The organism is Saccharopolyspora shandongensis (genome assembly GCF_900106995.1).
Lineage (GTDB): Bacteria > Actinomycetota > Actinomycetes > Mycobacteriales > Pseudonocardiaceae > Saccharopolyspora > Saccharopolyspora shandongensis.
This window is the reverse complement of record NZ_FNOK01000001.1, coordinates 238,481-258,668: the sequence shown is the minus strand read 5'-3', so window position 1 is coordinate 258,668 and position 20,188 is coordinate 238,481. Positions and strand designations below refer to the sequence as shown.

The window sequence follows — 20,188 nt, the reverse complement described above, 5'->3', positions numbered from 1 at the left end:
GGGAAGTGCCCGTTTCGCTGGATGCAGCCACCATTCGGGACGAGCTGCGCTCGCACCTGGCGGAGGTCCTCTACGTGGAGGTCGCCGAGGTCGAGGACGACGCGACGTTCCAGGACCTCGGCCTGGACTCGGTGCTGGGCGTAGAGCTGGTCTCGGTCATCAACGCCAAGTACGGGCTCAGCGAGGTCGTCGACGCGGTCTTCGACCACCCGACGCTGAACAAGCTCGCCGACTACGTCCGCGAACGCGCGGCCGAGGCGGCATGATTCGCCAGGTGACGATCACGCCGCACATGTGCGGCGGCAGCTCGTCGATCTTCGCGCAGCTCGGGGACTGGACCTGGGAGGCCGTCGCGGCCGACTGCGGGACCAACGTCTACGACGCGCGCACCGCCGACGGCCACCCGGCCTACCTGTCGTTCTACTACTTCCACGTGCGGGGCAGCGCGGAGCGGCACCCGCACGGCCTCACCTTCGGCGACGAGCTGACGGTGTCCTCGCGGGTGTTCGACTTCGGTGGTGAGTCGGTGCTGACGCTGCACCGGCTGTCCACATCGGACGACGAGATCGATCCGGTCGAGTTCTACGAGAACCCCCGGCCGGACGGCATCTACGTGCAGAACTTCAACCGCTGGATATCGCGTTCGCGGCCGGACAGCAACGAGGAGCTCGTGCGCTCCGCGCCGCCGGACTTCCGGCACGAGCACCTGCCCCAGTTGCCGCCGCAGTACTCGCCGCGCGGAATCGCTTCCCAGGCGCGGAAGAACGGCACCTTCCACCCGTCGGGCGTGCCCGGCCACACCCTGGCCGAAACGTTCGACACGACCTACGAACTCGACGTCGTGCACGACTTCAACGGGGTCGGGCTCGTGTACTTCGCGTCCTACTTCTCCATCATCGACACCGCGCTGCTGCGGCTGTGGCGGCGGATGGGCCGCGACGACCGGCAGTTCCTCGCCCGCCGGGTGCTGGACCACAAGCTCGGCTACTTCGGCAACGCCGACCTCGACTCCCGGCTGCGCATCGCGATCCGGTTGTGGCGGGACGACTCCGGGGGCGGCGCGGAGGTCGCCGACGTCGCGGTCCGGGAGATCGAGTCCGGCCGGCTGCTCGCGGTGGCCGCGATCAGCCTTCTCGTGGAGGAAGCATGAACCAAGTCGAGCAGGCGGTGCGGGCGGCGATCGTCGAGATCCTGCCCGACCTGCCCGCCGCCGAGATCACCCGCGACAAGAGCCTCCGCGATCTCGGCGCGGATTCGGTGGACCGGGTGGAGATCATCAGCCTGCTGCTGCACCGGCTGGAGCGGGCGGAGCCGATCTCGAACTTCGCGCACATCCCGGACATCGGGGCCCTGATCGAGCACCTGAGCAGGGGGAACAGCTGATGGCGCACGCCGGCATCGACGGCCTCAACGCCTACTGCGGGTTCGCGCGGCTCCCGGTGCGGGAGTTGTTCGAAGGACGAGGCCTGGACACCGACCGGATCGGCAACCTCGGGCTCGAACACCGCTCGGTGCTGCTGCCGTGGGAGGACCCGGTCACCAACGCGGTCAACGCGGCCAAGCCGCTGGTGGACGCGCTCGGGGACGCGGCGGAGGACATCGAGCTGCTGGTCACCTCCACCGAGTCCGGTGTGGACTTCAGCAAGTCGATCGCCTCCTACGCGCACCGCTACCTCGGCCTGTCGCGGCGCTGCCGGATCATGGAGGTCAAGCAGGCCTGCTACGGCGCGACGGGAATGCTGCAGCTGGCGGCCGGATACCTCGCCGGATCGGCGAATCCGCAGGCCCGGGCGCTGGTCGTCGCCACCGACATCAGCCCGATGGACGAGCGCGCGAAGTACGCCGAACCGACGATGGGCAACGGCGCCGTCGCGGTGCTGCTCTCGGCCGATCCGCGGGTGCTGGCGCTGGACGCGGGCCGCAACGGGCTGCACAGCTTCGAGACGATGGACACCGCGCGGCCCGCGCCGGACTTCGACTACGTCGACGCCGACCTCTCCCTGCTGAGCTACCTGGAGTGCCTCTCGGGCAGCTACGCCGACTACCGCCGGCTCGCGCCGGGCGCGGACTTCGCCACCACCTTCGACCACCTGGTGATGCACACGCCGTTCCCGGGAATGGTGAAGGCGGCGCACCGCAAGCTGATGCGCGAGGTGGCCCCGGGCCCGCCGAAGGCGATCGAGGCGGATTTCGCCCGCCGCATCGCCCCGTCCCTGGTCTACCCGCGCACGGTGGGCAACCTGTGTTCGGGCTCGATCTACCTGGCGTTGGCGAGCCTGATCGACAACGCCTCGGCGGAGGGCACCAGGGTCGGCCTGTATTCCTACGGCTCCGGCTGCGCCAGCGAGTTCTTCAGCGGCGTCGTCCAGCCCGGTGCGAGCCGGGAGCTGGCGGCCGCGGGCATTGCGGACCGCGTGCGCAGCCGCCAGGAGATTTCGTTCGCGGAGTACGAGAAGTTGCTGCCGTGGGCCCGCGAATGCCTGCTGCCCCGGCAGCACCTGCGCACCGATCTGTCCACATGGGACGAGTACGCCGAACCATCGCGGGCGCACGGCCAGGTCCTGGTGCTGACCGGCATCGAGAACTACCACCGGAGCTACGAGTGGCGGTGAACGCGGTGTCCGTGGACGCCTCGCGGCCGCCGGTCGTCCGCGTGACGCTTTCCAGCCCCGGCACCGGAAACCGCCTCGACGAGCCGCTGCTCGCGCAGCTTTCCGCCGCGCTGACCGAGGCCGAGGCCACGCAGGGCGCGCAGGTGCTCGTGCTGGACGCCGCCGGGGACGCGTTCTGCGCCGGGATGGCGCTCGACGAGCTGGAGAGCGTCTGGCGCCCGCGGATCGAGGCGGTCGGCGAGCTGCTGGCCAGGCTCACCGCGTCGCCCCTGGTGACGGTCGCGCTCGTGGACGGGGCGGCGCTGGGCGGCGGGGTGGGTTTGGCGGCGGCCTGCGACCAGGTCATCGCCGGGCCGCGAGCCGAGTTCCGGATGACCGAGGTGCTGCTGGGACTGCTTCCGGCGACGATCCTGCCGGTGGTGGCCAGGCGGATCGGCGCACACCGCGCCTACGGGCTGGCGTTGACCGCGCGCGAGGTGCCCGGCGCGGAAGCGGTCGGGCTCGGCCTGGCCGACGCGACCGGCGGCGAGGACGAGCTGCGCCGCGTCCTGCGCCGGCTGCGCGCGGCAGACCCGGGGGCGCTGGCGGCGCTCAAGTCGTACTACGCGGAACTCTTCCCCGCGCTGCCGCCGGAAGAACTCGTCGTGGAAGCCCTAGGCCATCGGCTGGCGGATGCCCAGGTCCACCAGCGGATCGCCGGATTGCGGAACCAGGGGTTGATCCCGTGAACACGGCAGTTGTGGTCGACGACGTGGCGGCGCCGGTGGCCACGATCCGCCTGGCCGATCCGGCCGGGCGCAACCGGCTCTCGGTCGAGCTGCGCGCCGAGGTCATCGCCGCGCTGCGGGAGGTGGCCGCCGATCCGGCGGTGCGGGCCGTCGTGCTGGCCGGGCTGCCCGACATCTTCTGCGCGGGCGCGTCCGCGGAGCAGATGCTCGGCACGCGCGAGCAGCGGATCGTCGCGATGTGGGAGTTCCTGAGCGCGGTGATCGACTGCCCGGTCCCGGTGGTCGCCGCCGCGCGGGGCCACGCGCTGGGCGGCGGTTTCCTGCTCGCGCTCTACTGCGATGTCACGGTGCTCAGCGAACGTTCCCGGTACGCGGCGAACTTCCTGACCTTCGGGTTCACCCCGGTGCTGGGCGCAACCCACCTGCTGCCGGCCAAGCTGGGCCAGGCGCTGGGCACGGAGATGTTGTACGCGGGCCAGAGCTACCGGGGTGGCGAGCTCGCCGCGCGCGGTGCCGGCGTGCGGGTGGCGGCGCACGACGAAGTCGATGCCGAGGCGCAGCGGCTCGCGCTGCGGATCGCCCAGGCGCCGCGCGAGGCCGTCGAGCTGCTCAAGGCGCAGTTGCGCGAGCAGGCGCGTGCAGCGGCGGAAACCGCGCTGGCGCGGGAGATCCCGGACCACGAGGCGACGATCGGCAGCGCCGAGGCGCGCCGCCGGATCCGGGGCTTGCACGGCGAGCGGCTCGCGGCCCGCAGCGGCCGCACCAGGTTCACGGACGAGAGCTGAGGTTGTTCCCGATGACCAACGATCCGATCGCGATCATCGGCATGTCCGCGCGAGCGGCAGGCGTCGATACCCTCGCCGAGCTGTGGGACATGCTCAGCCGGGGCCGGCGACGCTTCGCCCCGGTGCCGGAGGACCGCTGGCACGGCCTCGAACCGGGCGTGGACCTGCCGAACCCGCCCACGGCGTCGCTGCTGGAGCGCATCGACACATTCGACGCGCGCTTCTTCGGCATCGCGCCGCGGATGGCGGCCTGGATGGATCCGCAGCACCGGATGATGCTGGAACTGGCCTGGCACGCCGTGGAGAACGCGGGGCTCGACCCGGACGCGCTCGACGGGGAGCCGATCGGCGTGTTCGTCGGCACGTTCCTGTCCGACTACCGGGAGCGGATCAACGCGCACGGCCTCGCCGACGGTGCGGCGTTCCCGGGCGGCATGACGGCGTTCAGCGCCAACCGGGTCTCTTACCAGTTCGGCTGGACCGGCCCGAGCATGGTGATCGACTCGGCGTGCTCGTCGAGCCTTTCCGCGCTCGGCATCGCGGTGCAGGGGCTCCAGCAGGGCGAGTACCCGATGGCGCTGGTCGGCACGGCGAGCGTGATCAGCAACGGGTTCTACGCCAACACCGCCTACCGTGGCGGCGCGCTGTCGCCGACCGGTGATTCGGTGCCCTTCGGCCCCGACCGCGACGGCTACGTGCGCGGCGAAGGTGGAGCTTGCGTGCTGCTCAAGCGCCTGGACGACGCGCTGGCCGACGGCGACCCGGTGCACGCGGTCATCCGCGCGGTCGGCACCGCGCACAACGGCCGGGGCGGCGGGCTGACCGGCACCGACGTCGAATCGCAGGTGCGGCTGCTGAGCCGGACCGCGGCGGCCGCCGGTCGTTCGGTGGGCGAGCTGGGCTATCTCGAAGCGCACGGCTCGGGAACGCCCAGCGGGGACGCGGTCGAGGTCGCCGCGCTCGCCCGGGCGCTGGCCGATTCCGGCGCGACGGAGGGAGCGGGGCCGGACGGCAAGGTGTGGGTCGGTTCGATCAAGGCCAGCATCGGCCACCTCGAAGCGGCGGCGGGCCTGATGGGCGTGGTCAAGGCCGCGCTCGTGCTGCGGCACGGCCGGATTCCGCGGATCGCGGGCCTGACCGAGGCGGACCCGCGACTGCCGATCGAGGGCACGAACGTGGCGATCGCGGTGGGCGACGTGCCGTGGCCCGCCGGGCAAGCGCCTCGCCTGGCCGGGATCAACTCCTTCGGCCTCGGCGGCGCCGTTTCCCACGTGCTGCTGGAAGAACCGACGACACCGCCGCACCAGGAGGAGCAGGCACCCGAGCCGCACTTGTTCCCGCTGTCCGGCCAGGACGAGGACTGCCTGGCGGAGTTCGCGGGCGGCCTGCTCGCCGAGCTCGACGCGTCGACGGCACCCGGCCTGCCGAGCCTCGCCTGGACGTTGCAGACGGGTCGCCACGACCACCGGGCCCGCGCGGTGATCGCGGCCGCGGCGCCCGGCGAACTGCGCTCGGCACTGTCCGAAGTGGCCGCCGGAAAGCCCGCCGGGATCCCGGAATCCGGGCTGGCACAGGCGTGGCTGCGCGGCGAAGCGGTGGACTGGGCGAGCCGCTGGGGCGGCGACCGGCCGCCCAGGAGTCACCTCCCGGGCTCGCCGCTGCGCCGCCGCTCCCACTGGTACGACAGGACGCCACCGGCCCCGGTGACCTGGTGACGGGTCACCGGGAGCCGAGGCTCTGGTAGGTGGCCTCGGTGAGCCGGCGGGCGCGGTCGTCCATGTCGCCGATCTCGCGGGCCCCGCCGTTCTGCACGTAGGCGAACGCCAGGTCGTGCTCCGGGTCGGCGAAGGTGAAGTTGCCGTTCGCCCCGGCCAGGCCGAAGGCCGTGCCGAGCCCGGCCGACGCCGGGAAGATCGGGCCGCCCGCCAGCTGGAAACCCAGGCCCCAGGCGCTCGGCAGCAGGGTGACCAGGCAGGTGCCGGTGGAGTGCACCCGGCGGGTTTCGGCGAGCGTCTCGGGGCGGATCAGGCGGTAGCCGCCCACCTCGCCGATGAACGCGGCGTACAGGCGGGCCAGCGATTGCGCGCTGGCCAAGCCGTCGTAGGACGGGTTCTCCAGCACCGGGTCGGGCGCGGTGTCCAGCGACATGCTGCCGATCACCGCGCGGAAGGTCAGCGATCCCGGGTCGCCGAGCGCGACCAGCATGGCCAGCTCGTCGCCGGGGTCGGCGCCCGCCATCAGCTCCTCGGCCTTGGACTCCACCATGGTCGCCAGGTGCGCGGACTCCGGGTCGGGCAGGCCGATGTGGCAGTCCAGGCCGAGCCGTGCCGCGATCTCCTCGGCGAAGAACCGGCCGACGGTGCGGCCGGTGCGCCGCCGCACCAGCTCGCTGATCAGGTGTCCGAAGGTGGTCGCGTGGTAGCCGTGCGCGGTGCCCGGCTCCCATTCCGGGCGCGCCGCCGCGAGCGCATCGGCGATGGGGGAGTGCGCGCGCAGGTGGTCGGCGGTGATCGGGTCGTGGTCGAGGCACACCACGCCGGAGCGCTGGGCGAGCACCATGCGGAGCGTGATCCCGCCCTTGCCCTCGGCGGCGAATTCGGGCCAGTGCTCGGCGATCGGCGCGTCGAGCTCCAGCAGCCCGCGCTCGACCAGCACCAGCGCCGCGGCGGCGACCATGGCCTTGGTCGGCGACGCCAGCACGCCCAAGGTGTCCGGCCGCCACGGATCGGTGCGCTCCGCGTCGGCGTAGCCGCCCCACAGATCCACCACCGGCCGGCCGCGGTGGTAGACGCAGACCCCGGCGCCCACCTCCGCGCCGATCGCGAAGTTCTCCCGGAAAGCTCGCGCCACCCCGGCGAAAGCGTCCTCGGTCCACCCGCCGTGCGGGAACTCGATCACTGACCCAACCTCCAGTGCGCAGGCCGCGCCGGCCCGTCCGGCACCGCACCCAGCCTGCGCGGGACGGCTAAACCACGGCTCGAGGACCGCTGTGGCGGAACCGGATCACGGTGCCGCGCAAGGGGAAGCGGGCGCGGCGTCCGGCCCGGTGGCCCAGTCGCTGGGCCGGTCGGCGAGGCGGTGCTCGATGGTGCCGCCCGACCGCAGCCGTTCCAGGTCCACGGACACCTTTTCCTGCGGGGTACCGGAGATCCGCACCTCGTCGATGTACTGCAGCTTCGAGCCGTCGGCCCCGGGCGCCTCGATCTTCAGCGGCGGACCGCCCGGCAGCTCCACGACGGCGCTGGCGAACCGAGGCGCGTTCAGCACGAACTGTCCGGTGCCCGGCGTCGTCGGGTACAGGCCCAGGGCGCTGAAGACGTACCAGGCCGACATGGTGCCCAGGTCGTCGTTGCCGGTCACGCCGTCGGCGGCGTTGGTGAACAGGGTTTGCTGCGCCCGCACCACCGCGGAGGTCTTCGCGGGCTGCCCGACGAGCGAGTACATCCACGGCGAGTGCAGGTCGGGCTCGTTGTTCGGGTTTTGACGTCCTCGCCCGCTTGAAGGCGGGTGATTCCTCGATGTCATGCTGCGGTGACATTCGAGGATGGTTCACGCAACCGGCTACCCGTGCGGGTGCCTTGCCCATGTGGACTGCGCGTGCTCTGTGAACTGCCGCGACCGCTCGCGGCAGTTCCCGCCTCCCACGCGGTGGTGGGTTTCCGTCCGGCGGTGCTGAATGCTCGAGCAAGGATGATCATGGCGGCGTTGCGGTCGGCGTGGTCGGTGTGCCCGCAATGCACGCACGCGAACAACCGGCCGCAACCCTCACGAGACTCGGGGTCTCGGGTGTGGCACTTCGAGCACGTCTGCGACGAACCCACTGCCGGAACCGCAACCAGCTCACTACCGTACCGCTTGGTCTTGTAGCCGAGCTGGCGGCGGATCTCGAACCATCCTTGGTCGGCGATGCTTCGGTTCAACCCAGCCTTCTGGCGTACACCTCGACCGGGTTGCTCGGTAGTGCCTTTGGCGGAGCGGAGCATGTTGGAGACCTTCAAGTCCTCGACCGCGATCAGGCCGTGGTTTTTGGCCAGGTCGGTTGTGAGCTTGTGGTTCCAGTCCGTCCGCCTGCGGGCCTGCCGAGCCTTCACCGCAGCTATCGCCGCGATGGTCTTGCGGAGCCTGTTGGAGTACTTTCCTGCGTTGTGCTTTTTGGCGTACTTGATCTGCCGGGCTTTGCGTTGCTCCAAGCCCCGCAGGCGCTCCCGTTCGCCGGGAGTCAGGATGTCGGGTCGTTGACGCTCGGTGTCTTCGCCTGAGACGAACACCGAGCAGGCGATTCCTACGTCCAGCCCGACCGCAGCGCCGGTGTTGACCGGGCGCTGGGCTGGTTCGGGCTGGTGGATGCCGAACGAGATGTGCCATCCCAGGCCGTCGCGGGACACAGTGGCGTTGCGGACGGCGCCGCCCAGTGGGCGAGACAGCCGGAACCGTACCCACCCCAGCTTGGGTAGCTTCACGTGCGCCATGCGTCGCGACACCCTACGGACCTGCACTGCCTGACCGGGGAACGTCACACCCTGCCGGTGATGCTTGCGCTTGAACCGCGGAAACCCAGCTGGATGGCTGGGGTTCCAGAAGTTGTCATAGGCGGTATCGAGCCGCCGGAGAACTTGCTGGGCGCACTGCGCGGGAAGATCCCGAAGCCATGCGTGTTCCTTACGTGCTTCGGTTAGCCCGATGCACTGCTCCACGGAGCGCACGGTGGCTCGCCGCGCGGACTTGTATGCCCAGATGCGCTGCGCGAGCGCAATGTTCCACACCGCTCGACAGGTATGCGACCACGCCGTGAGCCGCTCCGCCTGTACCTGGTTTGGGTACAGGCGGAACCTCGCCGCCGTGTTCGCCTTCATGCTGATCACATTACGGCTGGGGTATGACAGCGCGGTTCGCGGAAGGTCCGGCCTGCAGGCCAGCGGCCAGACTCCAGTCCTAAAAGGACGGAGGGGTCGGCAATCCGCCGTGCGTGTTACGCGCCGCGGAGCACTTCGATGCGATCCGAACCGGGCCGCGACATGACCCAGCTCGAACCGGACAGCGACTTGGCGCGCTGCTTCAGCGGCGCGAGCCTGCTGGAGGCCTCGTCGTAGCCGTGGACCGTGGTCGGCGTGCACACGAGTGTCGCCAACGAGATGGTCACGTCGAGATCACCCGCCGAGCGCGGCGGGTCGAGCACCAGGCTCGCCAGCTGCACCAGGTCGTCGAGATTGCTCACCAATAAGAAATCGTCGCCGCCGACGTGGCCGACCTGCACCGACCGCAGCGACGTCGCCGCATCGGTGAGGCTGCGGCCGATCGCGCGGATCAGGTCGTCGCCCGCGGAGAACCCGGCGGTGTCGTTGACCTTCTTGAAGCTGTCGATGTCCAGCCAGCTCACCGCGAAGATCTCGCCGGCGGCGATCCGGCGCGCCACGTCGCGGGCGATCGCGTCGCTGCCCGGCAGCCGCGTCAGCGGGTTGAGCGCCGCCGCCTCCTCCACCTTCAGCTCCGCCATGCCGCGGATCAGGTCGCCGGCCCGCACCGCGCCCAGGCAGCGGCCCGACTCGTCGACCACGATCGCGTCGTCGTACATCCGGTACTGGTCCGAGCGGGTCACCAGGCTCAGCGCTTCCATCGCCGTGGTCGCGGTGTTGACCACTCGCGGCTCGTCGGCCAGCCGCGAGGCCGCGCGCTTGGCGTGCAGCGCGTGCCCGTACGGGCCGGTCACGGCGAGCAGGAAGCGGTTGCGGTCGATGGTCCACCGCGGCCGGTTCTGCTCGTCGACCAGCACCACGCCGCTGATCTCGGGGTGGTCGGCCAGCACGCTGCGCACCTTGTCGGCGGTCGCGTCGGTCGGCAGCATCGTCGCGGGCGACAGGAACTCCGTCACCCGGGGCCCGGTCGCGAGGGTGCTGATCGACGGGCCCTGCGGGTCGGTCACCTCCGCCGCCACGCCGGGCACGCTGCTCGCCGTCGGAGGTCGCCGGGCCGCCGGGGCGAGCAGGTTCCCCTGCACCAGGCGAATGCCGTTGCGGCGCAGGGCGGTGAGCTGGCGCTCGTTCTCCACGCCCTCGGCGACCAGTTGGCTCTCGGTCGATTCGCACAGGTGGCGGACCGCCTCGACCACCGCGACCCGGGCGGGGTTGTCCGGCAGCCCGGCGACCACGGCGCGATCGAGCTTCACCACGGCGGGCCCGATGTCGGCGATCAGGGTCAGCGGCACGTCGCCCTCGCCGACGCCGTCCAGGGCGACCTGGAAGCCGTCGGCGCGCAGCTTCTCGACCCCGCTGAGCAGCTCGGCGGAGTCCAGCCGGGCGAACGGCGGGCCGATCTCCAGCGTCACCTCCTGCTCGCGTCGGCCGATCTCGCGGAGCTTCTCGCGCAGCAGGTCGAGCCGGGGGAGGTCGTGGGTGACGGTGCCGCCGAAGATGTTCAGGTGGAGGGGGAGCAGGGACTCGTGCTCCGCTGCCGAGTTCAACGCGGACGTCGCGAGTTCCACGTCCAGCTCGGTCAGCCGCCGCTGCCGGGCGGCCTCCCGGAAGAGGTCCTGGACGTGCGCGCCCACCGGCCGGGCCAACGCCTCGATCGCGACGATGGCACCGGTCTTGATGTTGATCAACGGCTGGAACGCGAAGCGCACTTCGTCAACCAACGCGAGCACGGAGTCGATGTTGCCCGGACTCATGCCGCTCCATCGACGGTGTTCACGACCTGTTCACCGACATCTCAGTTCCTCATCCCCGGCGGAGGACCGCCTCTCCCCGCGGCCCAACCTAGCCTGTTCGGCCAGCTCGAAGCATCGGCCAGTCGGCGACCCTGTGGCCATCGACACAACGAAACGAAGGGGTTTCGCTACAGGTGGTGTGCGGGTTCAGCTGCCGCCGAGTCCGTGCCGGGCGGGCGGGTGTCCCACGGTGAGGCCACCGAGCACCAGCCTGCGCCGGATCCGCCACGGCGCGTTGCGGAAGAGCGCCGACATCGCGGCCGTCGTCCCGGCGGCGCTGCCCTCGGTTGCCAGGAACGCCGTCCGGTGCGGCTCGTCCAGCCGGAAGAACACCTCGAAGAACTCCGGCACCAGGTCCGGGGGGAGTGACAGCAGGGCCTGCAGCGCCCGATGCCGCAGCGAGTGCGCGGCCACCGCGCGCGGCGGCCACAGGATCGAGAAGCTCGCCCTGGCGGCGGAGGCCGGGCCGGCTGGGAGCGCGGCGTTGATCGCCGCCGCCAGCCACGGTGCGCGTTGCAGGGAGCCCGCCACGCTGAAGCCGGTCGCCGGGTGCACGAAGCCCGCCGCCGCGCCGAAGGGGATCACCCGCCCTGGTCGGGGCAGCGGATCGTCCACCGGGAACCGGACCCGCTCCTCGCCGATCCGCTCCCGCTCGGCCACCCCGGCGGCGGCGAGCCGTCCGGCGAGCCGCCTGCGCAGCAGGGCCAGCGGCAGCGCCGGGCGGCGCGCGAGCGAGGTCTCCTCGAGCAGCACCCGGTCCGGGCCGAGGCGGACCGCGTAGAGGAACGTGGGCCAGCCGCCGCGGGTCTGCGGTGCGGGATGCCAGTCCATGAACACGCCCGCGTCCGGGTCGCAGAACGGTTCCGCGGCCGCGGCGTCGACCACCCAGCCCACCGCGGACTGCAGGGCCGCGGGGTGCGCCGGGCGTCCGCCGGAGAGGGCCCGCGCGGCGCCGGTCGCGTCGACCACCACGGCCGCCGCGATCCGCCGGCCGTCCTTGAGCACCACCGTCGAGCCCGTCGGCCCGTGCTCGGCGGCGGTCGCGCGCCCGGTCACCTCGACGACGTCGGGACGCCAGAGGTACTTCCACAACGCCGTGTTGTCCAGCACCGCGTAGGGCCGCCGCCATTCGTGCCGCTCGGTGCCGCGCACCGCCATTCGCGGCATCACTGACGCCAGCACCGCTGGTGGCACCGACGGCGGCAGCTCGTCGCGCCAGGTTCCGTAGGTGTGCGGCCAGACGCGTCGCGGTGCGGGATCGACGAGCGTCACCTGCAGGCCGGTGTCGCTGCAGGCAGCCGCCGCCGCACGACCCGCCGGGCCGCCGCCCACGACAACGACATCCACCGGAGCATCAGATCACGTCGGCCACCGATCGCGCCGCCAGGGCCGCTAACGTGAGCCCATGCAGGATGTGCAGCCAACCCGGACCGGTCGGCGCAGCGGCCGCTCCGGATCCGCCCACGGCCCAGGTGACCTCGCCGCCAGCCCGTTCCGCGCGGACCGCGACCGGGTGTCCAGCTCCGCGTTCTTTGCCCGCCTCGGCGGCGTGACGCAGGTCGTCAGCCCCAGCGGCTCCGGGCTGCTCCTGCACAACAGGCTCACCCACAGCCTGAAGGTCGCGCAGGTCGCCCGGGCGATCGCCGAGCGGCTGATGGCCGACCGGGAGAACGTGGCGCGCCTGGATCGCCTCGGCGGCTGCGACCTGGACGTGGTCGAGGCCGCCGGACTCGGCCACGACCTCGGGCACCCGCCGTTCGGGCATCTCGGCGAGAGCGTGCTGGACAGGCTCGCGCGGCAGCGGTTCTCGCTGCCGGACGGCTTCGAGGGCAACGCCCAGACCTACCGCGTGGTCACCCGCATCGACGTGCGCGGCGTCGGCGGCGAGGGCCTGGACCTGACGGCGGCGGTGCGGGCCGCGCTGCTGAAGTACCCGTGGACCCGGCTGTCCCGCCCGCAACCACACCCCCGGCACCTGGCCTCGCCGCCGCGCGGCGCGTCCGAGCCGGCGGACCAGCCGGGCACCGGATCGGCGAAGTTCTCCTGCTACAGCAGCGAAATCGCGGATCTGATCGATGCCCGCGCGGCGTTCGGCGGCCGGATCGAGGACTGGCAGCAGACCGTCGAGGCGTCGATCATGGACACCGCCGACGACATCGCCTACGCGATCCACGACCTGGAGGACTTCCACCGCGTCGGGGTCCTGCAGCACACCAGCGTCTCGCACGAGCTGACCGAGTGGCTCGGGCACGCCGCCGAGTTCGCCGCCCGCTCCGACGCCGAGCTCGCCGGCGACGGCATGCGCCCCGGCTGCTCGCTGGAGGGGCTGCGCCGCCGGCTGCACGCCAAGGACGACTGGATCGCCGACGACGAGGCGTTCGTCAGCGCGGTGAAGAAGGTCGTCGCGAACCTCGTCAACAAGCTGCTGGAGGTGCCCTTCGACCGGTCCCAGCTCGCCGAGCGGTCCATCGCGGCCTTCTCCGGGGAGTGGACGCAGCGCCTGGTCGAGGGCATCCAGGTCGACGAGCACCCGAACACCAGGTCCGGGCACGTGGCGCTCGCGGTGGAGCAGTGGCACGAGGTGCAGGTGCTGAAGTTCGTGCACCGCCGGTTCGTGCTGCAGCGCCCCGACCTCGCGCTGCACCAGCGCGGCCAGGACCGGCTGCTGAGCAAGCTCGTCGAGGCCCTGGACAACTGGCTGATCGACCGCAGCGAGGCCGCCCGGCTGCCGCACCGCCTGCGCGACCTGTTCGACCGGGCCCGCGCCGAGTTCGCGCAGCTGAGCAGCGACGACCCGGAGCTGCTGCTGGCTCCCGGCGACACGGAGCCGGTCGACGCGGAGCGCCTGGAGCGGATGTCGCGCGGCCGGGCGGTGATCGACTTCGTCGCCTCGCTGACCGACGACCAGGCCGCCGCGCTGCTGGAGGCCCTGTCGGGCCGGACCACGCAGCTGTGGAGCGACACGTTCGTGCTGTGAGCAGGAGCACCGCCGGTTGTGACCGACGTGATGAGGTCTGCGATCAAATCGGTGGACAACGCCCGATACACTGGGTTCGTGGTTAGCAAGCGCTACGTGGTTCGCGTTCCTCGCGCCACTCCATCGCTGGTTCGCCCGGTCGTCGTTTAGCGACCGAGCCGCTCAGCAGTGCCCACGCCCACCCGGCCCCGCCGGTGGGCGCGTTCATGGAATCGCTTGACCACCGACTTTCGGAGTTTCCCTTGATTTCTGCCACCGGCCTGGAACTGCGCGCCGGCTCCCGCATCCTGCTCTCCGACGCGACCCTGCGCATCCAGCCCGGCGACCGGATCGGCCTGGTCGGCCGCAACGGCGCGGGCAAGACGACGACGCTGCGCGTGCTCGCCGGCGAGGGCCAGCCCTACGCCGGTGAGGTGATCCGCCGCGGCGAGATGGGCTACCTGCCGCAGGACCCGCGCGAAGGCGACCTCACCGTCACGGCGAAGGACCGGGTGCTCTCCGCGCGCGGGCTGGACCAGCTGCTCCGCGACATGGAGAAGGCCCAGACCGCCATGGCCGAGCTGGTCGACGACCGGGAGCGGGACAAGGCGATCGCCCGCTACGGCCGGCTGGAGGAGCGCTTCGCCGCGCGCGGTGGCTACGCCGCGGAGAGCGAGGCCGGGCGCATCTGCAGCAACCTCGGCCTGCCCGACCGGGTGCTCAACCAGCCGTTGCGCACGCTCTCCGGTGGTCAGCGCCGCCGCGTCGAGCTGGCCCGGATCTTGTTCGCCGCGTCGGAGTCCGGGCCCGGCGGCGGTTCGGCCAGCACGCTGCTGCTCGACGAACCGACCAACCACCTCGACGCCGACTCGATCAACTGGCTGCGCGACTTCCTGAAGAACCACGACGGCGGCCTGGTGGTCATCAGCCACGACGTGGAGCTGCTGGCGGCCGTGGTCAACAAGGTGTGGTTCCTGGACGCCATCCGCGGCGAAGCGGATGTGTACAACATGGACTGGGACCGCTACCAGGACGCCCGCGCCGCGGACGAGAAGCGCCGCCGCCGCGAGCGCGCCAACGCCGAGAAGAAGGCGTCGGCCCTGATGGCGCAGGCCGACAAGATGCGGGCCAAGGCGACCAAGGCGGTCGCGGCCCAGAACATGGCCCGCCGGGCGGAGAAGCTGCTGGCCGAGGCCGAGACGGAGCAGTCCCAGGAGAAGGTCGCCAAGATCCGCTTCCCGGAGCCGGCCGCGTGCGGGCGCACCCCGCTGACCGCCGACGGGCTGTCCAAGTCCTACGGTTCGCTGGAGATCTTCAGCGGCGTCGACCTGGCGGTGGACCGTGGCGCCAAGGTCGTCATCCTCGGCCTCAACGGCGCGGGCAAGACCACCCTGCTGCGCCTGCTCGGCGGCATGGAGAAGCCCGATTCGGGCGAGATCGTGCCTGGTCACGGGCTGCGCATCGGGTACTTCGCGCAGGAGCACGAGACGCTGGACCACGACGCGACGGTGTGGCAGAACGTCCGCAGCGCCGCGCCGGACACCCCCGAGCAGCAGCTGCGCACCCTGCTCGGCGCGTTCTTGTTCCAGGGCGAGCAGTTGCAGCAGCCCGCCGGCACCCTCTCCGGCGGCGAGAAAACCCGGCTCGCGCTCGCGGGCCTGGTCTCCAGCGCGGCGAACGTGCTGCTGCTGGACGAGCCGACCAACAACCTCGACCCGGCCAGCCGCGAGCAGGTGCTCGACGCGCTGCGCAGCTTCGCCGGTGCCGTCGTGCTGGTCACGCACGATCCCGGCGCGGTTCAGGCACTCGAACCGGAACGGGTCATCCTATTGCCGGATGGGACCGAAGACCACTGGTCGGACGACTACTTGGACCTCGTCCAGTTGGCGTAGCAGAGGTTGCACTAGCAGTGTCCGCTACTACGGATGGATTAGTGCATTCCGGTGATCGCCGTGCGGTCATCTCGACCGTTGGCCGATCTTTTTTCCATGATCGCCTGGCGTTCCCGCGTTTCCTGTTCGATCATTGCGCTGACAGGGGTCGCGAGGCCCGACCTGCTCAGAGGGAAGGCGGGGACACCGTGGCTGAGCTGAAGAAAGGCGCGCGCATCACGGGTAGCGCGCGGGACAAGCTTGCCAGTGACCTGAGAAAGAAGTACGAGAAGGGGGCGAGCATCCGCGCTCTGGCCGAGTCGACCGGCCGGTCCTACGGGTTCGTGCACCGCGTCCTGAGCGAATCAGGCGTGCAGTTGCGGGGACGCGGGGGCGCGACGCGCTCGAAGAAGAAGTGAGCACGACGGCCACCGGCCGTCTGCACCGACGACATAGCACGACTCCAGAGATCTGCTCAGATCTGCGATGGAGGTCCGCTTGGCGGATTCGATAGTGGACGCCGGCCTGTTGGATCGTGGCGGTGTGGGGTTCACGATCCACGGGCGGCGGGCCACGATCACCTTGGACCGCCCGGACAAGCTGAATGCGCAGACACCGCACACCTGGCAGGCGCTGCGGGAGATCGGACGATCCCTGGGCCCTGAGGTCCGGGTAGTGGTGGTGCGCGGCGCGGGTCGGTCGTTCTCGGCCGGCCTGGATCGCCGGCTCTTCGGTTTCGCCGACGTCGACGGGGCGCCCGGGCTGGCGGCGCTGGCCCGGCGCCCCACCGAGCAGGCCGATGCCGAGATCGCCGGCTTCCAACAGGGGTTCAGCTGGCTGCGCGAACCCGATCGGGTGACCATTGCGGCCGTGCGGGGGCACGCCATCGGCGCTGGTTTCCAACTCGCCCTGGCGTGCGACCTGCGCGTGCTCACCACCGATGCCCGGCTGCGGATGGCGGAGACCGGCCTGGGGCTCGTGCCGGATCTTGGCGGCACGTTGCCCCTGGTCAGAACCGTTGGTTACGCAAAGGCAGTGGAAATCTGCCTGACCGGGCGGGAAATTCAGGCGGACGAGGCCCTGCGGCTCGGCTTGGCCAACTCCGTGGTCGAGCCCGACCGGCTCGACGCCGCCGTGGACCAGCTCGCCGATGCCGTCGCGCAACCGCCGAACGGCGCGGTCCGCGAGACCCTGGCGCTGCTGGTCCAGGCCGACGAGGCCGTCGACCCGGAGCAGCAGCTCGCCGCCGAACGCGCCGCTCAGCTGCGCCGCATCGCGGAACTGGCCGAGCAGCTCGGCTCGGACTAGTTCAGGCCGGGCACCCGCGCTCCGTAGTGCGCGAGGTTGGCGGCGTTGGCTTCGTCGCCGCCGACCGTGTTCGAGCTGCGCCAGACCGGCAGGTCGACGCCGGCCGCGCCGGCCAGGTCGTACATCCGCACCAGCAGCATGTTCCACAGGAACGCGTTCGCCATCGATGACAGCGGCGCCGTCACCGGCTCCGCCGGTGGGTAGCTCGCGTCGCCGCCCGGGACCAGGGTGTCCAGCACGATCTCGGCTTCTTCGGCCAGCGTCGTGCCCGCGCGCTTCGGGGCCTCGGCGCTGGCCGTCGGCGAGGTGATCGCCACGACCGTCGAGCCCGCCGCGCGGGCGAGTCTGGCCAGTTCCACCGGGTAGGGGTTCACCCCGGAGTTGGAGAACACCACCAGCGCGTCCGCGCCGCCCCGGAAACCGGCCGCGGTGAGCACCTCTTCGGCGAGGCCGGTGCGGCGTTCGGTCCTGGTGCTGGCCACCGCGCCGTGCAGGGGCAGCAGGTCCGGGTGGTACAGCGGCCGCACCGCCGCCAGGCCGCCCGCCCGGTAGTACGACTCCATCACGCCGGCCAGCGAGTGGCCCGCGCCTGCGGTGAACACGAGGCCGTCCGCCCGGACTGCGGCGAAGAGGCGGTCGGCGGCGGCCCGCAGGGCCTCGGCGTTGTGCGCGCCGATCTTTCGCAGGTGTTCCAGCGTTTGCTCGGCGTGAACCGGGCCTGTTTCCGACATCTTGCGCTCCCGTGGCGAGGTGATCGCGGACATGAGGTCTATACCAATCCGGGGAGTGCCGGTCAAGGCGTGCGGCGTGCCCCTGCCCACCACTGGTGTGGTGTGCGGGCTAGGCTGTTGATCAGCCTGCAAGATCGAACAGCCAGGGGATGCATGCCGCAACGAGGCAACCGCCGGGAACTGCTCGCCGACGCCGCCATCGAGGTGCTGGCGCGCGATGGAGGCCGCGGGCTGACGCACCGCGCCATCGATCGCGAGGCCGAGGTTCCAGAGGGCACGACCAAGAACTACTACCCGACGCGCAGCGCGGTGTTCCTGGCCGTTGCGCGCTACCTCGCCGCCCAGCACACCGAGGCGCTGCGCAGCCTGCGCAGCCAGGTTCCCGCCGACGTCACCGGCGAGGACATCGCCGCGCTGTACGCGGCGATGCTGCGGCGGATGTCGACGAGTGCGCGATCTCAGTTCCTGGCGCTGTTCGAGCTGCACCTGGAGGCGGTGCGAAACCCCGAGGTGCGCGAGGCGCTCGGGGACATCACCGAGGCCAATGTGGACACCGCGGTGCAGCTGCAGACCGCGGTGGGGCGCCGGATGAGCCGCCGCGGCGCGGGATTGCTCGACGCGGGCATGCTCGGCGTCGCGCTCTCGATGCTCAGCCTGCCCGACGATCTGGTCGAGGAACTCGGGTTCGACGACCCGGACGGGCTCGCGCGGGCGTTATTGTCCCTCGCCTCGGTGCGGGACGAACCGGCGATCAGCGTGCTGCGGGACCACGCCAGCTGATCGCCGGGCGACCGTGCGGTGGCGCTGAGGGACCGCCGGATGACGCACGGTAGCCTTTGGGGGGAACGAGATCTGGGCAGGGCGTCCTGGGGGTCGCCCACGATCGAAGTGGATGCAGGGAACGCATGTCGAATCCAGCACCGGACGAGACCGGCCCGCTCGAACCGCCTGCGGTCGTGTTCGCCCGCCTCACCGATGTCCCGGTGGACGCCTTGGACAAGCTGATCGAGGCGACGCACGAGGTGTACGCCGACCTCAACAAGGTGCTCGGCCACCCGTACTGGGGAGACCTGGTGTTCCACCAGGGCGCGGCGATCAAGGCGCTGAAGGAGGCGCGGATCTGCCTGGAAGGCCTGCGTTCCGAGGCGATCGGGGCCCGCAACACCGAACTCGGGATCACGGTCGCGACCGCGGTGGCCGACGGCGAGCGCTACTACGCGCAGACCGAGGACGACAAGGCCGAGCTGGTGGATCGGGTGCTGCGGCCGCAGCAGCCCGGCGCCAGCCACCTCTACGTCTGGGACCGCCCGCACGAGGACCCGGACGCCGCCGGGCCCTACCAGCAGATCCGGATCGTCACCGACGCGGAGGCCGAGGTCGGCGTCCTGAACTTCACCGAGGAGTCCGAGGAAGGCGACCTCGACTCCTGGCACACGCTCAACCCGGAGCCGCCGGCGGACGCGCCCGCACTGCCGTTCGACGCGGGTAGCACGCTGAAGTTCCCGCGCAACGCGGTGCTGCCGTTCCGGGAACTCCGCGCGGCGCTGGACGAATTCACCCGAACCGGGCAGCGGCCATCGGCCGTGCAGTGGCAGGCTGCGCGCTGGGGCGATCTGTAATCAGCCGTAGATGCCCTGGACGGCGCGCGCGGCGATGGTCGTCACGATCTTGAACGCCTTCATCGCCTCGGTCATGTTCGGCGCATCGAACCCGACCCGCCGCACGTCCAGCTGATCGACGGTCGGGATCACCGCGGCGGCCGCGGCGAGGTGCGCTGCGTCGAACTCCACCTCGATGCGGTGCGGGCGGGCCGCGCCTTCGGTCCGCCCGGCCCGGCGCAGGCTTTCGCTTGCCGCGGCGCGGATGTCGGCCGCGGTGCGGGCCGGCGGGCGGCAGATCGCCGCGTAGCGGCTGACGCATTCCTTCACCACGACCGTCGTCGCCGCGGGCGCGTACCCGGCGGCTTCGGCGCAGGCCCGGTCGTCGCCGGTGACCAGCAGGACCGGCACCCCGTACTCGGCGGCGAGCGCCGCGTTGAGGCCGCCCTCCCCGGCGGGCGCGCCGTCGAGCCACACCCCGGTGATGGAGTTCTCCAGGTAGGTGTGGGAAAGGACGCCTTCCTCGCCCGCCCTCGCGTGGTAGCCGACGAACGCCACACCGTCCACATCAGACTCGATGCCCTGCATCATCGACAGCGGTTTGTGCCGCCCGGTCAGCAGCACCGCCCGCTCGTCGAGGTCTTCCAGCAGCAGGTTTCGCTGGGACGAATGCGCTTCGTTCACCAGCACGCCGGTGGCGCCGGCCGCGCAGAGCCCCTCAACGCACGCGTTGACATCGCCGGTGAACAGGCGCCGGAAGCGCTGCCACTGCTCGGTTCCGGGCACCACGTCGTCGGTCCAGGTGACGCCGGTGACGCCTTCCATGTCCGCTGAGAGCAAGATCCGCACGCCGCCCAATCTATGCCTCACGACCGGACGTTCGAGGCGGGGCTCGC

Annotated in this window: 19 protein-coding genes and 1 pseudogene; 13 read left to right on the top strand and 7 right to left on the bottom strand. The window is 71.4% G+C overall.

Features of this window, described 5'->3' with window-relative positions; all coding sequences use genetic code 11:
• Positions 1-5: 5 nt before the first annotated feature.
• Genes BLW84_RS49785 through BLW84_RS01200 form a run of 7 tightly spaced genes read left to right on the top strand, consistent with a single transcriptional unit; the run spans position 6 to position 5,840 of the window.
• Positions 6-266, top strand: coding sequence for an acyl carrier protein (locus BLW84_RS49785; RefSeq protein WP_218157176.1), 261 nt, complete (start codon positions 6-8; stop codon positions 264-266).
• Positions 267-274: 8 nt separating this feature from the next.
• The gene (locus BLW84_RS01225) at positions 275-1,150 is read left to right on the top strand and encodes an LnmK family bifunctional acyltransferase/decarboxylase (protein WP_218157175.1); all 876 of its coding nucleotides are present in this window, start codon (positions 275-277) and stop codon (positions 1,148-1,150) included.
• Positions 1,147-1,383, top strand: coding sequence for a phosphopantetheine-binding protein (locus tag BLW84_RS01220; RefSeq protein ID WP_093260287.1), 237 nt, complete (start codon positions 1,147-1,149; stop codon positions 1,381-1,383). The genes BLW84_RS01225 and BLW84_RS01220 overlap by 4 nt, the downstream gene beginning before the upstream one ends.
• The gene (locus BLW84_RS01215) at positions 1,383-2,612 is read left to right on the top strand and encodes a hydroxymethylglutaryl-CoA synthase family protein (RefSeq protein WP_093260285.1); all 1,230 of its coding nucleotides are present in this window, start codon (positions 1,383-1,385) and stop codon (positions 2,610-2,612) included. The genes BLW84_RS01220 and BLW84_RS01215 overlap by 1 nt, the downstream gene beginning before the upstream one ends.
• On the top strand, positions 2,609-3,340 hold the full coding sequence (locus BLW84_RS01210) for an enoyl-CoA hydratase/isomerase family protein (protein ID WP_177226203.1): 732 nt from the start codon (positions 2,609-2,611) through the stop codon (positions 3,338-3,340). The genes BLW84_RS01215 and BLW84_RS01210 overlap by 4 nt, the downstream gene beginning before the upstream one ends.
• The gene (locus tag BLW84_RS01205) at positions 3,337-4,125 is read left to right on the top strand and encodes a polyketide synthase (protein ID WP_177226202.1); all 789 of its coding nucleotides are present in this window, start codon (positions 3,337-3,339) and stop codon (positions 4,123-4,125) included. The genes BLW84_RS01210 and BLW84_RS01205 overlap by 4 nt, the downstream gene beginning before the upstream one ends.
• An 11-nt stretch (positions 4,126-4,136) precedes the next feature.
• Positions 4,137-5,840, top strand: a complete 1,704-nt coding sequence (locus BLW84_RS01200; protein ID WP_143060831.1) for a polyketide synthase — start codon at positions 4,137-4,139, stop codon at positions 5,838-5,840.
• Positions 5,841-5,844: 4 nt separating this feature from the next.
• On the opposite strand, the gene BLW84_RS01195 is transcribed toward BLW84_RS01200, so the two are convergent.
• The 5 genes and pseudogenes from BLW84_RS01195 to BLW84_RS01175 all read right to left on the bottom strand — a co-directional run bounded on the left by BLW84_RS01195 (position 5,845) and on the right by BLW84_RS01175 (position 12,175).
• Positions 5,845-7,023, bottom strand: a complete 1,179-nt coding sequence (locus tag BLW84_RS01195) for a serine hydrolase domain-containing protein (RefSeq protein WP_177226201.1) — start codon at positions 7,021-7,023, stop codon at positions 5,845-5,847.
• 105 nt (positions 7,024-7,128) lie between these two features.
• Positions 7,129-7,611: pseudogene (locus tag BLW84_RS01190) on the bottom strand (glycoside hydrolase domain-containing protein); the annotation flags it as partial.
• A gap of 35 nt (positions 7,612-7,646) precedes the next feature.
• The gene (locus BLW84_RS01185; RefSeq protein WP_143060830.1) at positions 7,647-8,978 is read right to left on the bottom strand and encodes an RNA-guided endonuclease InsQ/TnpB family protein; all 1,332 of its coding nucleotides are present in this window, start codon (positions 8,976-8,978) and stop codon (positions 7,647-7,649) included.
• Between the two features lie 116 nt (positions 8,979-9,094).
• Positions 9,095-10,789 (bottom strand): GGDEF domain-containing protein, encoded by a 1,695-nt coding sequence (locus tag BLW84_RS01180; protein WP_093260273.1) that lies wholly within the window; start codon positions 10,787-10,789, stop codon positions 9,095-9,097.
• 186 nt (positions 10,790-10,975) lie between these two features.
• Positions 10,976-12,175 carry a lycopene cyclase family protein gene (locus BLW84_RS01175; RefSeq protein WP_177226200.1) on the bottom strand — a complete coding sequence of 400 codons (1,200 nt, stop codon included), beginning with the start codon at positions 12,173-12,175 and terminating at the stop codon, positions 10,976-10,978.
• A gap of 58 nt (positions 12,176-12,233) precedes the next feature.
• Between BLW84_RS01175 and BLW84_RS01170 the strand changes: the two genes are divergently transcribed.
• The 4 genes from BLW84_RS01170 to BLW84_RS01155 all read left to right on the top strand — a co-directional run bounded on the left by BLW84_RS01170 (position 12,234) and on the right by BLW84_RS01155 (position 16,963).
• Positions 12,234-13,805 carry a deoxyguanosinetriphosphate triphosphohydrolase family protein gene (locus BLW84_RS01170; protein WP_093260269.1) on the top strand — a complete coding sequence of 524 codons (1,572 nt, stop codon included), beginning with the start codon at positions 12,234-12,236 and terminating at the stop codon, positions 13,803-13,805.
• Between the two features lie 242 nt (positions 13,806-14,047).
• Entirely contained in the window at positions 14,048-15,676 is a 1,629-nt protein-coding gene (locus BLW84_RS01165; RefSeq protein WP_093260267.1) for an ABC-F family ATP-binding cassette domain-containing protein, read from the top strand.
• Positions 15,677-15,864: 188 nt separating this feature from the next.
• Complete coding sequence (locus tag BLW84_RS01160) at positions 15,865-16,074, top strand: helix-turn-helix domain-containing protein (RefSeq protein WP_093260265.1); 210 nt, start codon at positions 15,865-15,867, stop codon at positions 16,072-16,074.
• A gap of 67 nt (positions 16,075-16,141) precedes the next feature.
• Positions 16,142-16,963, top strand: coding sequence for an enoyl-CoA hydratase/isomerase family protein (locus tag BLW84_RS01155; protein WP_093260254.1), 822 nt, complete (start codon positions 16,142-16,144; stop codon positions 16,961-16,963).
• Here the strand turns inward: BLW84_RS01155 and BLW84_RS01150 are convergent.
• Complete coding sequence (locus BLW84_RS01150; protein ID WP_093260517.1) at positions 16,960-17,694, bottom strand: sugar isomerase domain-containing protein; 735 nt, start codon at positions 17,692-17,694, stop codon at positions 16,960-16,962. The genes BLW84_RS01155 and BLW84_RS01150 overlap by 4 nt on opposite strands.
• A 153-nt stretch (positions 17,695-17,847) precedes the next feature.
• On the opposite strand from BLW84_RS01150, the gene BLW84_RS01145 reads away from it, so the two are divergent.
• Both BLW84_RS01145 and BLW84_RS01140 read left to right on the top strand, forming a co-directional pair.
• A complete protein-coding gene (locus BLW84_RS01145; RefSeq protein WP_093260251.1) occupies positions 17,848-18,474 on the top strand; it encodes a TetR/AcrR family transcriptional regulator in 627 nt (208 codons plus the stop codon).
• A gap of 125 nt (positions 18,475-18,599) precedes the next feature.
• Positions 18,600-19,313, top strand: coding sequence for an Imm1 family immunity protein (locus BLW84_RS01140; protein WP_093260249.1), 714 nt, complete (start codon positions 18,600-18,602; stop codon positions 19,311-19,313).
• On the opposite strand, the gene BLW84_RS01135 is transcribed toward BLW84_RS01140, so the two are convergent.
• Positions 19,314-20,141 (bottom strand): M55 family metallopeptidase, encoded by an 828-nt coding sequence (locus tag BLW84_RS01135; RefSeq protein WP_177226199.1) that lies wholly within the window; start codon positions 20,139-20,141, stop codon positions 19,314-19,316.
• Between the last annotated feature and the right edge of the window lie 47 nt (positions 20,142-20,188).